Here is a 13,679-nt window from a genome sequence, read left to right on the forward strand (position 1 = left end):
AGAATTCAGCTTCAACCCCGGATCCCTCCGGCAGGACAGGCGCAGGCGTGGGCAAGACCGATGATTCGACAGCGCTGAAAAGCACTCCATTGATCGAGGCCGAGCGCCAGGTCGAGAGCTTCCGGCAGGTGCGCGAGGCGCACCGGATGGAGCTGGTGGAGGACTATGTCGAGCTGATCTCGGACCTGCTGGCCGACGGCGGCGAGGCCCGCCAGGTCGACATCGCGACCCGCCTGGGCGTGGCCCAGCCGACGGTGGCGAAGATGCTGCGGCGGCTGGCCCGTGATGGCTGGGTGGTCCAGCGGCCGTATCGTGGCGTGTTCCTGACCCCGGAAGGCGAGGCGCTGGCGCACGCCAGCCGTCAGCGCCACCAGACCGTGGAGCGCTTCCTGCTGGCGCTGGGTGTGGATCCAGATACCGCCCGGCGTGATGCCGAGGGCATCGAGCACCATGTCAGCGAACAGACGCTGGCGCTGTTCGAAGCGTTCGTGCGCAAGGCCGAAGGTGGGGCGCCGTAGCGGTTGTGCCGGGCCATGCCCGGCTGCCGTTCGCGCGGTGATGGAATGAATCGAGCAAGGCTCGACGCTACAACGCAGGTGGACAACGCGCCTGCTCCTGCGCGCACGCCCGTTTGGTCCACTCCTTCAGCACCGGCTGCAGGCCGTCGTATCGCCGGCCCTGCCAGCCGTTGGCCAGCACATTGCCGTGGGCATCGATCAGTACCAGGTTGGGTGGGCCCAGCCCGGCCAGGGCCTGCAGTGCTGGCATGCGCGTGGCGCGGCGCGGGTCCAGCACCGGCCATGGCATGTCCTGTGCCTGCATGTAGCGGCGCAGCGCAGCCTCGCTCTCGTCGAGGCTGACATACACCACCTCGGTATCGGCGCCTGCGTTACGCAATGCATCGCGCACACTGCGCAGGGTCGGCACGAAGGCATGGCAGGGCGCACACCAGTCAGCACCGAAATAGAGCGCCACCAGCTTCGGTGGTGGTGACCACTGCATTGGCCGCAGCGAGCGCTGCTCGGGCCGCATCAGCGAAGCGGAAACCTGTGCATGCAGGTCCGCGCCCATGGCCGGTGCCGCCAACAGCAGCGCAGCGGCCAGCAGCAACCTGCGCGGTGGCTCAGAACGCATAGCGCAGGTTGACGTACCACGAGCGTGCGAAGCGCGGCCCGTAGACGTAATCGCTGTCACGCAGTGCGCCCACTTCCAGATCCTTCTGGCGCTGGTCGAATACGTTCTTGACGCCGGCGGCCACCGACACTTCCCGCTGTGCCTGTGCGCCGAGGTGGTGGTGCCAGCGCGCGCCGAGGTCGGTGACCAGGAACGAACGGGTGCGGTGCAGTTCGCCCAGCCGGTTGTTCAGCACCGACATCGGCCCGGTGTGGCGCAACGCGACGAAGGTCTCCCACGGCTCGGCCGGCATCCAGCTGAGCTGCGCCACGCCGCTCCAGCGCGGTGTCTTCAGATAGTCGCGGCTTTCGATGACCGTGTTGCCGCCGTCGCCGGTGTCATCGAAGATCCGCTGCGGTTCGCGGAAGCGCGAGCGGTACCACGAGGCGCCGGCGGTCAACCGCCACTGTGCGGACGGCTGCCAGCCGAGATTGGTTTCCATGCCCAGCACGTTCGAGCCGGACGCGTTGTAGCGCAGCTGGCTGAGCCGGCCATCGTCACCGCGCTGGATCTCGCCCAGCGCGAAGGTATCGCGGATGCGCGCATACGAGGCGGTGGCATCCCAGCTCCACACCGGGTTGGCCGGATCCGAGCGCCAGTCGAAGCCGAACAGGGTGGTCAGCGCACGCTCCTCCTTCAATCCCTCGGTGTTGCGCACGCGCACCTGCTCGCCGCCAAGGGTATCCACGTGCACGTCTTCGACGAAGATTTCCGGTGCACGGAACCCGGTGGCAATGCCGGCCCGCCATTTCAGGTTCGGCGTGGCCTGCCAGGCCAGTGCGATGCGCGGCGAGAACACGGCATTGTCCAGCTCCGAGCTCTTGTCCACGCGTGCACCCAGCACCAGGTCCACGTTGTCGCGCAGGCTCCATTCGTCCTGGATGAAGGCGCCGAGGTTGTGGAAGGTGGCATCCTCCAGCACCGCCAGGCGCTGGCCGGCGCCATTGCGGTTGTCGTCGCGCAGCGCCTCGTGCTTGTACTGCACGCCGAACGCCAGCGCATGCGCGCCCAGCCGCCAGTTCAGCTGGCTGTCGATGTAGTGCAGCGGGTTGTGGGTACGGCCGTACTGGCGCCACGAACGTGATGCGGCGCTGCCGGCCACGTCCGGGTCCAGCTGCAAAGGGTCATAACCGGGCGCGGAAGGATCGGTGACCACATCACCAAGGCCGCCATAGAAACTGTCGCGGTCGATGTCGGCAAAGGCGTAGGCGAGCCGGAAGTCGACGTCGGCATTCACTTCCTGGTCCCACGACACGCTGCCGCGGCGGTACTTCGTATCCAGCGACTCGGCGATGTTGGCCAAGTATTCGGGCTGGTCCAGGCGGTTGCCGCCGCGACGGGTTTCGTCGGTGACCTGCAGGTCGAGCCGCAGCCGGGTGCCCGGTGTGGGCGCATACCAGGCCTGCAGCCCGCCGACCTTGAGGCTCTTGCGGGTGATCTCGGTATAGCCGTCGCCGTTGTAGTCGATGCCGCTGTTCCAGTTGCGCTGGGCGATCACCGACAGGCCGGCATCGGCGTCCTTTGCAACCAGGTCCAGCCGCACATCGGCGTTCTTCTGTGGCGTGCCCTTCAGCACGTCCACGCCGGCCTGCACGTGGCCGCCGCTGCGCGCGGGCAGGGGCGGGATCAGGTTGATCACACCGGCCACCGCACCCGGGCCGTACAGCGCCGAGCCGCCGCCCTTGACCACTTCGATGCGGTCGACGAAGCCGGCCGGAATCTGTTCCAGGCCGTACACGCTGCCCAGCGTGGACAGCAGCGGGATGCCATCGAACAACAGCTGGTTGTAGGCGCCGGGCAGGCCCAGCAGCTGCACTTCGCTGGTGTTGCAGTTCTGGCAGTTGCTCTCCACGCGCAGGCCGTTGATCAGTTCTGCGGCGCGCGAGAAATCGGTGGCCGCGCGCAGTGCGATGTCTTCCTTGCGCAGCACTTCGGTGCGGATCGGTACGTCCGACAGCAGGCGTTCGCTGCGCGTGGCGGTGCTGACCTTCACCTGCACGCGGTCCAGCTCAGTGGGTTGCGGCGCGGCCGCCAGCGTGGGCAACGGCAGGGCGAGTGCGATGGCGGCGGCCAGGCGCAGACATTGGGGGCGGTAGGTGGCAATGGGCATGAGGAGGGCGTCGTCCTTGGGGGAGGGAGGGCGGCGAGGGCGACCTGGCTGATGTATATAAAAGCAATGGCTTATGAATATAGCAAGGGCTATATAACGAAGCCGTAGCAATTCGGTTCGGTACGTGCGGCCAGGGGCATCATGCTGGTGTTATAACATTACACTTTGGCGCCGCAACCGTGCCGGTGGTCATGCGATGCAGGTGGGATTTGCCAGGTGGGCGCAAAGCCCTTTCCTGTGGAAAGGGATCCGCCCCCGGCATCCAGCGCTGGTCAGCCGCGGCGGAACGCGGCGGGGGTGCGTGCGCCGACGATGATCATGCGGATCATCGTGGAGATCTGTTCGACCAGCTCCGGATCCTTCTCCGGAGGTTGGTCCATGGCCGAGGCGCCCATCGCGAACACCAGGCGGGTGATCGCCATCGATACCAGTTCCGGCTTGTGCAGGACCGCGCCATCGAGGGCGGCCAGGCGGACCAGGTCATGCTGCAGCTCTTCCTCGAAATAGTGCAGCTCGCGTTCGACCGCATGCTTGAAGTCGTCCGAACCGACCGCGCCTTCGCGCAGCAGCACATGCAGCAGCTTGTCGTCGGCACGCAGCTGCTCCATGAAGGTTTCCACCGACACGCGAACCACGCTGGTGGCGCTGGAGGTGGCGCGCTGGCGAGCCTCGCCGATGATCGTGCGCAACGAACGGCCGGCGACGTCGATCAGTGCCACGGCCAATTCGTCCATGTCGCGGAACTGCCGATAGAAGCTGTTCGGGGCGATGCCCGCCTCGCGGGCCACTTCGCGCAGGCTCAGCGTGGACAGGCTGCGGTGCGGGCCGATCAGCTTCAGCGCGGCAGCCAGCAGATCCTCGCGGCTCACCGTTCGGCGGGCCGGGCTGCTGGCATCTTCATTCGGCGTCAGGGCGGTCGCGGCGGCCATGGGTCTTCCGGTGGGGCGAGGCTGAATCATACCCAATCCGGTTCAATATACACATGTATACACAGGTGTATGTGCGCCCGTATAGTGCGCCCATGAGCGCTGTCGTCCGTCCCTCTCTGTTTTCCCCGTACCGCTGGGTGTCGCCGACGCTGTTCGATTTCTGGGCGGGCCAGCTGAATCCGTTGTGGACCCTGCGTGAGCCGATGGCCCGCCTGGTACGGCGCGAGCCGGCCGGCGAGGGCGCGGCAACGCTGGTACTGCGTACCAACCGGCACTGGGCCGGCATGCGCGCCGGCCAGCACGTCACCCTGAGCGTGGAGCTTGAGGGGCGGGTGCTGCACCGCAGTTACAGCCCGACCCGGCTGGGCCGTCGCGAGCTGGCGATCACCGTCAAGGCGGTGGAGGGCGGCCGGGTCAGCCAGCATCTGGTCCACCATGCACGTCCGGGCGAGCTGTTCCGCCTCGATGCCGCTTTCGGCGAGTTCCACCTGCCGGCCGCTGCACCGGTGCTGTTGCTGGCCGCGGGTAGTGGCATCACGCCGATGCGCAGCCTGTTGCGCGAGGCCTGCCAGCGTCCGCTGGCCGCACCGGTGGACCTGTTCTACTGGGAGCGCACGGCCGCACATCTGCAGTTCCGTGATGAGCTGCAGGCACTGGCCTCAGCCCAGACGAACCTGCGCGTGCACCTGCTGACCACCCGCGACGGCGAGATGCCGGCCGCGCGCATCGATTCCCACGATCTGCGGGTTGCCGGCGATGACACGCCGCTGGCGCAGCGCCATGTGCTGGCCTGTGGCCCGGACGGTTTCGTCGCGGCCGCGCGCACGCGCCTGGCCCATCAGGTGGCGGGTTTCCAGGCCGAAGCCTTCACCCCGCCGGCGCCGCTGCGTGACGCCAGCAGCGAAGGCGAGGTGTCGCTGACACTGGCGCGCAGTGGCCGCCAGTTGAGCGTGCCGCGTGGCCGCTCGCTGCTGGAAAGCCTCGAAGCCCATGGCATCAAGCCCAAGCATGGCTGCCGCATGGGCATCTGCAACACCTGTACCTGCGACCGCGTCAGTGGCGCCACCCGCCATCTGCGCACCGGCGACCTGCAGTCCGAATCGGCACAGCCGGTACGGATCTGCGTGAGCGCACCGACCACCGACCTGACCCTGGATCTCTGAGGACGCCTGCCATGACCCGCGCTACCGACCGTGCCCTGAGTACTGCCGAGATGCATGCCTTCGGTGAGGAACTCGACGCGATCCGCGACCGTGTGATCGGCAGCCTCGGCGCCTCCGATACCCGTTACATCCGCCGCGTGGCCGCGGCCGTGCGCTGGTTCGGCGTGGGTGGCCGCGGACTGCTGTTCCTGGCGGCGTTCTCGCCGTTGTTCTGGATGCCGCTGCTGTGGCCGGCCGCGATCACCGGCACGCTGCTGCTGGCGCTGTCGAAGATCCTGGAGAACATGGAACTCGGCCACAACGTCATGCACGGCCAGTTCGACTGGACCGGCGACCCCAAGCTCAACGGCAACACCTACGAGTGGGACATCGTTGCCACCGCCGACAACTGGCGCAAGACCCACAACTTCCGCCACCACACCTACACCAACGTGCGTGGCATGGACGATGACATCGGCTACGGCCTGCTGCGCATCTTCCCGGAGCAGCGCTGGAAGCCGTTCTACCTGCTGCAGCCGATCATCGCGCCGATCTTCGCGCTGCTGTTCCAGTGGGGCGTGGCCGCGCAGGACCTGCGCCTGGGCCGCTGGCTGAAGGGCCGCATGAGTGCCCGTGCGATGTGGCTGCAGACCCGTCCGGTGGCACGCAAAATGGCCCGCCAGGTGCTGAAGGACTACGTGTTCTTCCCGCTGCTGGCCGGTCCGTTCTTCCTGACCGTAGTGCTGGGCAACATGGTGGCCAACGGCCTGCGCAACATCTGGACCTACGTGATCATCTTCTGCGGCCACTTCACCGCCCAGTCGGAGACGTTCCCGAAGGAGTGCCTGCGCAATGAATCGCGTGGTCACTGGTACCTGCGCCAGCTGCGCGGCTCGTCCAACATCAGCGGCGGCTTCCTGATCAACGTGCTGTCGGGCAACCTCAGCCACCAGATCGAGCACCACTTCTACCCGGACCTGCCGGCCAACCGCTACGCGGCCATCGCCAAGGAAGTGAAGGACATCTGCCGCCGCTACGGCCAGCACTACAACAACGGTTCTCTGCCGCGCCAGTTCGGCCAGGTGGTCTGGCGCATCCTGCGTCACGCCTTCCCGAGCAAGCCGCGCCGCCTGCCGATGGCGGACATCATGTCCGCACCGGCATCGGCCAACGCGAGCTGATCGACTCAGCCGGCCTTCGCCAGGGCCGCCTGCTCGCGGTCCAGGCGTCGCAGGAACACCTGCATTTCCTTGCGAGCCTGCTGGTCGCCCTTGCTGCCGGCCACGCTCAGCCCACGCTGCCATGCTTCGCGCGCCGCCTGCGGCTGGCCGCCGGCCAGCCAGGCCTTGCCCAGCAGCTTCCACGCCGCCGAGTACTGCGGATCAAGGACCACGCAGCGCCCCAGGTGAGTGGCCGCGCGCACCGGGTTTCCCGCATCCAGCCAGCCCTTGCCCAGGCCGAAGCGCAGTAGTGCCCCGTCCTTGCCGGCGGCGAGCATGTGTTCCAGCGCCTCGATGTTCATGGCCGCACCTCCACCAGCAGCTCGGCGGGCCCCGGCTGGAACCGGCCGCGATGGAACAGCAGCGGCGCACCGCCATTCTCGTTGACCTCGATGATGCGCCCGGCCAGCAGCAGGTGATCGCCGACCGGCCACTGTGCGTGGCGGGTGCAGGTGAGGTGGGCCACCGCACCGGCGATGCGCGGGGGGGCGTCTTCGTCGTCCTCCAGTAGCGGCAGGCCATCGAATCGGTTGCGTACCTGTGGATCGGCGAAACGCCGTGCCAGCGCTTCCTGGTCGGCGGACAACACGCTGATCGCAAAGCGGGTGGTGCGCTGGAACGTGGACAGGCTCTGCGCGTGCAGCGCCAGGTTCCACAGTACCAGCGGGGGTTGCAGCGAGACCGGCACGAATGAATTGATGGTGAGGCCCACCGGTTCGCCCTGCGCATCGCGCGCGCAGACGATGGCCACGCCGGTCGGGAAATGGCCAAGCAGCCGCCGCAGCGCGCGCGGGGGCATCTCGACCGACGGTACCGGGGCCGGGGCGGGGAAGACCCCCGCCCACGGCCCGGCATAGGGCAGCGTCTCGCCGTTCATGAGGCCCTGGCCTGGCGGTAGCGCCGGCCGACCTCGGCCCAGTTGATGAGGTTGAAGAACGCGCCGATGTAGTCCGGGCGGCGGTTCTGGTAGTGCAGGTAGTAGGCATGCTCCCAGACATCCAGCGCCAGGATCGGGGTATTGCCGGACAGGCCGGCTGCCGCGCCCATCAGCGGACTGTCCTGGTTGGCGCTGCTCTCGACCAGGAGGCGACCCTCGCGATCGCTGGTCAGCCAGGCCCAGCCGCTGCCGAAGCGGGTCTGCGCAGCCTTGGTGAAGGCGTCCTTGAACGCATCGAAACCGCCGAGATCGCGGTCGATCGCTGCGGCAAGGTCGTCATCGGGTGCGCCGCCATCGGCGCTGAGCACGGTCCAGAACAGGCTGTGGTTGGCGTGGCCACCGCCATTGTTGCGGACTGCACCACGCTGCGCTTCAGGCACGGCATCGAGCTGGGCGATCAGCGCTTCCACCGGTTGCGCCGCCAGCCCCGCCTGCTCGACGGCGGCATTGAGATTGTTGACGTAGGTCTGGTGGTGCTTGCTGTGGTGGATCTCCATCGTGCGCGCATCGAAATGCGGCTCGAGGGCGTCGTAGGCGTAGGGGAGCGGGGGAAGCGAGTACGACATCGAAGCGATCTCCGTGGGGAAGGCCAGGGGAGCTGGCCGTTGCGGAGATCGTTATCGCACCTCAACATGGGTTGAGGTCAAGAGGCGCGTCAGGCATGGGCGTGTTCCGTAGTGCCAGCCCATGGCTGGCAGCCCGAAGTGCATGAAGCTGCCAGCCATGGGCTGGCACTACTGGATCTCAGCTCAGCCACTCCTTGCACGCCCCATCCACCTGGTCGCCGCAGGCCTGCTGCATCCGCTGCTGCAATCGCGCCAGCGTCTCGGCGCCCTGGTGCTTGCCGCTCCACGCCTTCAGCTGCCCCGCCAGGCGCTCGAAGCGCTGCCGGGTGCGCTGGTGATAGCCCGACGGCTGCGCATCCAGTTCGGCGATCAGCGAGGTGGTGGCCTGCTCGATGCGCGGTGCATCATCCGGAGCCAGCCGCAGTAGGCCTTCCACGTACAGCACGCCCCACTGCACGCGAGTGGCCGGGCCTTGTGCGCCGTCGTAGGCGCGCTTGAGCCATTCCAGTGCACCGGCAGTGTCGCCGCGCTGCTCGGCCAGCTCCGCCAGCTCGGGCATGTAGTAGTACGGCTGCTCGCTGCGCTTCAACTCGGCCAGCAGTAATGCTTCCGCACCGGCATCGTCGCCCACCTGGCGCAGGGCATACACCGCGCTGCTGATCGTGGCCTGGCGCGCATGCGCATCGCTGGCGGCGGAATCGGCGGCGGCCACGCGCTGCCTGACCCGCGCCACCAGCGCGTCAGGCAATGCACCCTTGGGTTGCTGCTGGCGTGCGAGGGATACTTCGGTCAATGCACGCGACAGCGCATCGTCGGCGCGATCGCCACGCTCGGCATCGGCGCGCTCCAGTGCCACCAGCAGCTGCTGGCCCAGCGTATTGCTGGTGGCGGGGCCGGCGCTGGCCTGCTTGACCAGTTGAGCGCCGGCATAGCCGAGCAGTTCGCGGTTGCGACGTACTTCGGCCGGGTGTGCCAGCACCGCCTGCAGCAGCTCGCGTACCTCCGTGGGCGAGGCGCTGGAATGTTCGGTGGTGGCCAGGGCCAGCAGGGTGAAGCGCCGCTGCAGTGCCGCGTCCGGTGCCGCCCTGGAAAGCTGGCGCAGCACATCGGCGCTCTTGCGCTCACCGGCCAGGCGGTTGGCATCCACTTCCCAGCCGTAGTCACCGAGCACCTGCCAGTCCTCGGCGCCCAGTTTGGCGGGCGTAGCCAATGCAGTGGCCAGCGTGGCGGCGACCGCACTGCGGCGGTTGGCGGCCACGGTCAGTACACGGGTCAATTCGGCGGCGTCGTTGCCACCGGCCACGCGGGTGATTTCATTGCGCTGCGGGTCGAGCACGATCAGGGTCGGATAGCCGCGCACGCCGAAGCGCTCGCCCCAGGCTTGTGCGCCTTCCTCGTCGCCGTCCAGATAGACCGGCACGAACTTGCCGGTCAGCGCGATGAAGGCCGGATCCTTGAACAGGCCGGCTTTGAGCTGGTTGCACGGCGGGCACCATACCGCGCCCCAGTACAGCAGCACGGGCTTGCCACTCTCGACTGCCTCGGTGAACGCATCATCGACGTCGCCCTGGCGCCAGGCGATGGCCGTGGCCGGTGCGGCCTCGGCGGCCTTGGCCGTGGCGAGCGGGGCCTGGGCCGGGGAGCAGGCGCTCAGCGCGGTGGCCAGCAGCAACAGGGGAAGGGCAGCGCGCATCGGCAGCATCTCGGAAAGGCGGGGTAAGCCGGCATTGTAGGAAGGCCGGCTGCCGGCGCTGATGCAGTTTGCTCATGAGCGGCGCGAAGAGCGGCATATGTGCGCTGCGGTGCGCTCAGCGCGGGCGCTGCATCTCCGCCGCCAGCAGGCCGGCCAGCCAGGTCATGAAGGCTTCGACGCGGCGGGGCAGGTGACGGCGTTGAGCATAGACGAGGTTGACCGGCATCGGCTCGGCCACGCAGTCGGGCAGCACTTCCACCAGGCTGCCGTTGCGCAGCGCTTCGCGTGCGCCCAGTTCCGGTACCTGGATGATGCCCAGCCCGGCCAGCGCGGCGGCGCTGTAGCCATCGGCACTGTTGACAGTCAGCGCGCCGCGCATCGGCCAGCTGCGGTAGCGCTGGCCATCGAAGTATTCGAAACCGGGTGAGCGCTGGCCGAGCGTGCCGACGTAATGCACCAGCGCGTGCTGGTCCAGGTCGGCGAGCACCCCGGGCACGCCGTGCGCGGCCAGGTAGCCGGGGCTTGCCACGTTGACGATGCGCATCTGTCCGAGCGAACGGGCGACCAGGCTGCTGTCGTCCAGGGTGCCCACGCGCAGCACGCAGTCGAAGCCCTCGCGCACCACGTCCACGCGCCGGTCGGTCGCACTCAGTTCAATCTCCAGCCCCGGGTGCAGGGCCAGGAAGGTGGGAAGCTGCGGGATCACAACGTTGCGGGCCATGCCTCCTGGCATGTCCACCCGCAGGCGCCCGCTCAGTTCGCTTGGCTGGCGCCTGAACAGGTTCTGCAGTTCGTCCATGTCGTCCAGCAGGTCGTGCGCACGTTGCTGCAGCTGTGCGCCGTCAGCGGTGAGGTGGACGCGCCGGGTGGTCCGGTGCAGCAGTTGAGTGCCCAGATCGGCCTCCAGCCGGGCGATCGCCTGCGACACGCTGGCCTTGGGCAGGCCCAGGCCGTCTGCCGCACGGGTGAAGGAGCCCAGTTCGGTGACGCGCAGGAAGACCCGCAGAGTGTCGAGACGATCCATGGATTGTTCGCAGGGATTGAACAGTAAAATCAGCATCGCGCGATTTATGCGCGCCGGCAATCCCAATACTCTGGCCGCACCTTCTCCTTTCCAGGTGCCTGGCCATGACTGCTTCTTCCCGCGTTGTCCTCATCACCGGCGGCAGCCGTGGCCTCGGCCGCAATGCCGCGCTGGCGCTGGCCGCCGACGGTGCCGATATCGTGATCACCTATCGCGCGCAGGCCGAGGCGGCGGCCGAGGTCGTGCAGCAGGTACAGGCGCTCGGCCGTCGTGCACAGGCGCTGTCGCTGGACGTGGCCGACAGTGCCGCGTTTCCCGAATTTGCCGCCCGCCTGCGCGACGCCCTGCGATCGTGGGGCACCGATACGCTGCAGGGGCTGATGAACAATGCCGGCGAGGGGCTGTACTCATCCATTGCCGATACCACCGAAGCGCAGTTCGACCATGCCGTGGCCGTGCATCTGAAGGGGCCATACTTCCTGACCCAGGCGTTGCTGCCGCTGATCGCCGATGGCGGCCGCATCCTCAACGTGTCCAGCGGCCTGGCGCGCTTCTCGCTGCCGGGCAGTTCGGCCTACGCGATGATGAAGGGCGGCATTGAAGTGTTCACCCGTTACCTGGCCAAGGAGCTGGGTGCGCGCGGGATCAGTGCCAATACGCTGGCGCCGGGTGCGATCGAGACCGACTTCGGCGGAGGCCGGGTACGCGACGATGCCCAGGTCAATGCGATGGTGTCCTCGATCACTGCGTTGGGCCGCGCCGGCCGGCCCGATGACATCGGCCCGGTGATGGTGGCGCTGCTGTCGCCGTCCACGGGCTGGGTCAATGGCCAGCGCGTGGAGGCCTCCGGCGGCATGTTCGTCTGATCGCCGCGCTCACGGTCACGATGGCGCGGCGTAGGCGAGGGGCTGGTAGACCAAGCCATTGAACTCACCGACGTCGCCGTCCAGCGCGAAGCCGTAGCGCTGGTAGGTGGCTACGGCATTGAGCGAAGCGCGCACGGTCAATACCGGATCGCGCACCTGCGGAAGCACCGCCTCGAACAGCGCGTGACCGATGCCCTGGCCCTGGCACGCGGGATCGACGAACAGCATCGCCAGATGCCGGCCTTCCTTCAGTTCGACCACGCCGACGATGCGCGCCTCGTGCTCGGCCACCAGGATGAGGTTGTCGCCTTGCAGGCGCGCACCGAACGCATCGGCGGCCGCGACGCTGCCGAAGGTGGCGATGCCGGCCTCGCTGAGTGATGGCGCGACCGCTGCGTTGAAAGCGGCCAGGCACACCGCACTGATTGCGGGCAGGTCATCGGCGTGGGCGGGGCGGATCCTCGGCATGCAGTGTTCTTCCTGTGGCGGGCGGTGCGTCATCGACGCCGCGGTCCTGCACGCTAAGCTGTCGGCATGAGTGAATTCAATGCTGCACACGCGTTGGTGTTTCCGAAGCAGCGCCTGAGCCTGGGCCTGATGACGCCGGCGGCGGCGCGGGGATTGGCCGATCCGCATGCGGCACGACGCATCGCGCGGCTGGCCGATGACCTTGGCTTCGCCGCGCTGTGGACGCGCGACGTGCCGCTCATGGTGCCGCAGGGGCCGGACGCGACCGCCAGTGCGCTGGATGATCCGTTCCTGTGGCTGGGCATGCTGGCGGCGGCAACCGAGCGCATCGCGGTCGGCAGCGCGGCCATCGTGCTGCCGTTGCGGCAGCCGTTGCAGGTGGCGAAGTCGGCGTTGAGCCTGGACCGGATCAGCAACGGGCGCTTCGTGCTGGGCCTGGGCTCGGGCGACCGCCCGGAGGAGTTTGCTGCATTCGGCGAGGATCTTGAGGGCAGGGCAGCGACGTTCCGTGAGCGATGGTCACTGCTGCGCGCGGCGCTGTCTCCCGATGCCGACGCGCGTGCTGCGGTACGGCAGGCCACCGGCGGCTTCGACGTGCTGCCGGCGCCGGCTGCACGCATTCCGATGCTGGTGGTGGGCACCGCGCGGCAGAGCCTGCAGTGGATCGCGCGCGAGGCCGAGGGCTGGGCCACCTATCATCGCGAGGAGACCGCGCAGGAGGGGCGCATCGGGCTCTGGCAACAGGCGTTGGTGCAACGCGGTGGATCAGCCAAGCCGTTCGTGCAGTCGATGCAACTGGATCTGCAGCGCGACCCGTCGGCGCCGCCGCAGCCGCTGCCGCTGGGCCTGAAGGTCGGCCGCGATGGGCTGCGCGACTACCTGCAGCGCGTTCACGCGCAGGGCGTGGCGCATGTGATGTTCAACCTGGTCGACAACGGGCGGGCAGTGGACGAGGTGCTGCGCGAGATCGGCGAGCACGTGCTGCCGCATACGCTTCGGTAGGTGTCCACCTTGGTGGACACGAGGCTGTCGTTGCGGTCGATTCTTCCTTCGAGCAAAAGCAGCCGGGCAGCGCTCGACTCTACACACGCCTTGCATCTGCGTATCATTCGCATTTGATATCCCGATGCCGGAGCCCCGCGTGACCCAACGTTCCCCGCTGCACCCGACCGGGCGCTTGTTCGCCGCGGTTGCCTTCATCGAGGCCATCACCTGGGCCGGCCTGCTGATCGGCATGTGGATGAAGTACGGCCCGATGGCCAACTTGGCGCTGGTGAAGCTGTTCGGGCCGCTGCACGGCCTGGCCTTCCTGGTCTACGTAGCGGTGACCCTGTTTGCTGCGGTCCGCCTGCGTTGGCCGTGGTGGGCGAGCGCAATGGCGCTGCTGGCGGCCATCCCGCCCCTGGTGACCCTGCCGCTGGAGTGGTGGTTCAAGCGCCGTGGCCTGCTGGGTCTGCGTGCAACGCGCTGAGGTCACTGTTGCATGCCCATTCAAGAGAATGGGTATCAAATGCAAATAAGAGCCGTTATCATTTAAGGGTGGTGTCCAGT

Annotated in this window: 15 protein-coding genes; 6 read left to right on the forward strand and 9 right to left on the reverse strand. The window is 67.8% G+C overall.

The annotated features are described in order from the left end of the window. Positions 1–47: 47 nt before the first annotated feature. Positions 48–518, forward strand: a complete 471-nt coding sequence (mntR, locus tag ABH900_RS00535) for a manganese-binding transcriptional regulator MntR (protein WP_429620251.1) — start codon at positions 48–50, stop codon at positions 516–518. A gap of 67 nt (positions 519–585) precedes the next feature. On the opposite strand, the gene ABH900_RS00540 is transcribed toward mntR, so the two are convergent. From ABH900_RS00540 to fabR, 3 genes are all read right to left on the reverse strand, one after another. Then, entirely contained in the window at positions 586–1,134 is a 549-nt protein-coding gene (locus ABH900_RS00540; RefSeq protein WP_429620253.1) for a thioredoxin-like domain-containing protein, read from the reverse strand. Beyond that, entirely contained in the window at positions 1,124–3,283 is a 2,160-nt protein-coding gene (locus ABH900_RS00545) for a TonB-dependent receptor plug domain-containing protein (protein ID WP_429620255.1), read from the reverse strand. The genes ABH900_RS00540 and ABH900_RS00545 overlap by 11 nt, the downstream gene beginning before the upstream one ends. 272 nt (positions 3,284–3,555) lie before the next feature. Continuing rightward, positions 3,556–4,212 carry an HTH-type transcriptional repressor FabR gene (fabR, locus tag ABH900_RS00550; RefSeq protein ID WP_429620257.1) on the reverse strand — a complete coding sequence of 219 codons (657 nt, stop codon included), beginning with the start codon at positions 4,210–4,212 and terminating at the stop codon, positions 3,556–3,558. Between the two features lie 92 nt (positions 4,213–4,304). Between fabR and ABH900_RS00555 the strand changes: the two genes are divergently transcribed. Together ABH900_RS00555 and ABH900_RS00560 are read left to right on the forward strand one after the other, a co-directional pair. Continuing rightward, complete coding sequence (locus tag ABH900_RS00555; protein ID WP_429620259.1) at positions 4,305–5,375, forward strand: ferredoxin reductase; 1,071 nt, start codon at positions 4,305–4,307, stop codon at positions 5,373–5,375. A gap of 11 nt (positions 5,376–5,386) precedes the next feature. Next, complete coding sequence (locus tag ABH900_RS00560) at positions 5,387–6,535, forward strand: fatty acid desaturase family protein (protein WP_429620261.1); 1,149 nt, start codon at positions 5,387–5,389, stop codon at positions 6,533–6,535. A gap of 5 nt (positions 6,536–6,540) precedes the next feature. Here the strand turns inward: ABH900_RS00560 and ABH900_RS00565 are convergent, their stop codons facing one another. The 5 genes from ABH900_RS00565 to ABH900_RS00585 all read right to left on the reverse strand — a co-directional run bounded on the left by ABH900_RS00565 (position 6,541) and on the right by ABH900_RS00585 (position 10,860). After that, positions 6,541–6,876 (reverse strand): tetratricopeptide repeat protein, encoded by a 336-nt coding sequence (locus ABH900_RS00565; RefSeq protein WP_429620263.1) that lies wholly within the window; start codon positions 6,874–6,876, stop codon positions 6,541–6,543. Continuing rightward, positions 6,873–7,451 (reverse strand): flavin reductase family protein, encoded by a 579-nt coding sequence (locus ABH900_RS00570; protein ID WP_429620265.1) that lies wholly within the window; start codon positions 7,449–7,451, stop codon positions 6,873–6,875. The genes ABH900_RS00565 and ABH900_RS00570 overlap by 4 nt, the downstream gene beginning before the upstream one ends. Next, positions 7,448–8,077 carry a superoxide dismutase gene (locus ABH900_RS00575; protein WP_429620267.1) on the reverse strand — a complete coding sequence of 210 codons (630 nt, stop codon included), beginning with the start codon at positions 8,075–8,077 and terminating at the stop codon, positions 7,448–7,450. The genes ABH900_RS00570 and ABH900_RS00575 overlap by 4 nt, the downstream gene beginning before the upstream one ends. 178 nt (positions 8,078–8,255) lie before the next feature. Further along, on the reverse strand, positions 8,256–9,779 hold the full coding sequence (locus tag ABH900_RS00580) for a thioredoxin family protein (protein WP_429620269.1): 1,524 nt from the start codon (positions 9,777–9,779) through the stop codon (positions 8,256–8,258). Between the two features lie 106 nt (positions 9,780–9,885). Then, positions 9,886–10,860 carry a LysR family transcriptional regulator gene (locus ABH900_RS00585; RefSeq protein ID WP_429620270.1) on the reverse strand — a complete coding sequence of 325 codons (975 nt, stop codon included), beginning with the start codon at positions 10,858–10,860 and terminating at the stop codon, positions 9,886–9,888. 38 nt (positions 10,861–10,898) lie between these two features. On the opposite strand from ABH900_RS00585, the gene ABH900_RS00590 reads away from it, so the two are divergent. After that, positions 10,899–11,660: an SDR family NAD(P)-dependent oxidoreductase gene (locus ABH900_RS00590; protein WP_429620272.1), complete on the forward strand. Its 762-nt coding sequence runs from the start codon at positions 10,899–10,901 to the stop codon at positions 11,658–11,660. A gap of 15 nt (positions 11,661–11,675) precedes the next feature. Here ABH900_RS00590 and ABH900_RS00595 read toward each other — a convergent pair whose 3' ends face one another. After that, positions 11,676–12,128, reverse strand: coding sequence for a GNAT family N-acetyltransferase (locus ABH900_RS00595; RefSeq protein WP_429620274.1), 453 nt, complete (start codon positions 12,126–12,128; stop codon positions 11,676–11,678). A gap of 66 nt (positions 12,129–12,194) precedes the next feature. Between ABH900_RS00595 and ABH900_RS00600 the strand changes: the two genes are divergently transcribed. Continuing rightward, entirely contained in the window at positions 12,195–13,130 is a 936-nt protein-coding gene (locus ABH900_RS00600) for a TIGR03571 family LLM class oxidoreductase (protein WP_429620276.1), read from the forward strand. 124 nt (positions 13,131–13,254) lie between these two features. Then, positions 13,255–13,599, forward strand: a complete 345-nt coding sequence (locus ABH900_RS00605) for a DUF3817 domain-containing protein (RefSeq protein ID WP_429620277.1) — start codon at positions 13,255–13,257, stop codon at positions 13,597–13,599. Positions 13,600–13,679 lie beyond the last annotated feature (80 nt).

This window comes from Stenotrophomonas sp. AN71 (genome assembly GCF_050435725.1).
Classification (GTDB): Bacteria; Pseudomonadota; Gammaproteobacteria; order Xanthomonadales; family Xanthomonadaceae; genus Stenotrophomonas.

Coding starts and splice junctions, on each gene's coding strand:
- ABH900_RS00540 (WP_429620253.1), bottom strand. CDS start 1,134: ATGCGTTCTGAGCCACCGCGCAGGTTGCTGCTGGCCGCTGCGCTGCTG.
- ABH900_RS00545 (WP_429620255.1), bottom strand. CDS start 3,283: ATGCCCATTGCCACCTACCGCCCCCAATGTCTGCGCCTGGCCGCCGCC.
- fabR (WP_429620257.1), bottom strand. CDS start 4,212: ATGGCCGCCGCGACCGCCCTGACGCCGAATGAAGATGCCAGCAGCCCG.
- ABH900_RS00555 (WP_429620259.1), top strand. CDS start 4,305: ATGAGCGCTGTCGTCCGTCCCTCTCTGTTTTCCCCGTACCGCTGGGTG.
- ABH900_RS00560 (WP_429620261.1), top strand. CDS start 5,387: ATGACCCGCGCTACCGACCGTGCCCTGAGTACTGCCGAGATGCATGCC.
- ABH900_RS00565 (WP_429620263.1), bottom strand. CDS start 6,876: ATGAACATCGAGGCGCTGGAACACATGCTCGCCGCCGGCAAGGACGGG.
- ABH900_RS00570 (WP_429620265.1), bottom strand. CDS start 7,451: ATGAACGGCGAGACGCTGCCCTATGCCGGGCCGTGGGCGGGGGTCTTC.
- ABH900_RS00575 (WP_429620267.1), bottom strand. CDS start 8,077: ATGTCGTACTCGCTTCCCCCGCTCCCCTACGCCTACGACGCCCTCGAG.
- ABH900_RS00580 (WP_429620269.1), bottom strand. CDS start 9,779: ATGCTGCCGATGCGCGCTGCCCTTCCCCTGTTGCTGCTGGCCACCGCG.
- ABH900_RS00590 (WP_429620272.1), top strand. CDS start 10,899: ATGACTGCTTCTTCCCGCGTTGTCCTCATCACCGGCGGCAGCCGTGGC.
- ABH900_RS00595 (WP_429620274.1), bottom strand. CDS start 12,128: ATGCCGAGGATCCGCCCCGCCCACGCCGATGACCTGCCCGCAATCAGT.
- ABH900_RS00600 (WP_429620276.1), top strand. CDS start 12,195: ATGAGTGAATTCAATGCTGCACACGCGTTGGTGTTTCCGAAGCAGCGC.
- ABH900_RS00605 (WP_429620277.1), top strand. CDS start 13,255: ATGCCGGAGCCCCGCGTGACCCAACGTTCCCCGCTGCACCCGACCGGG.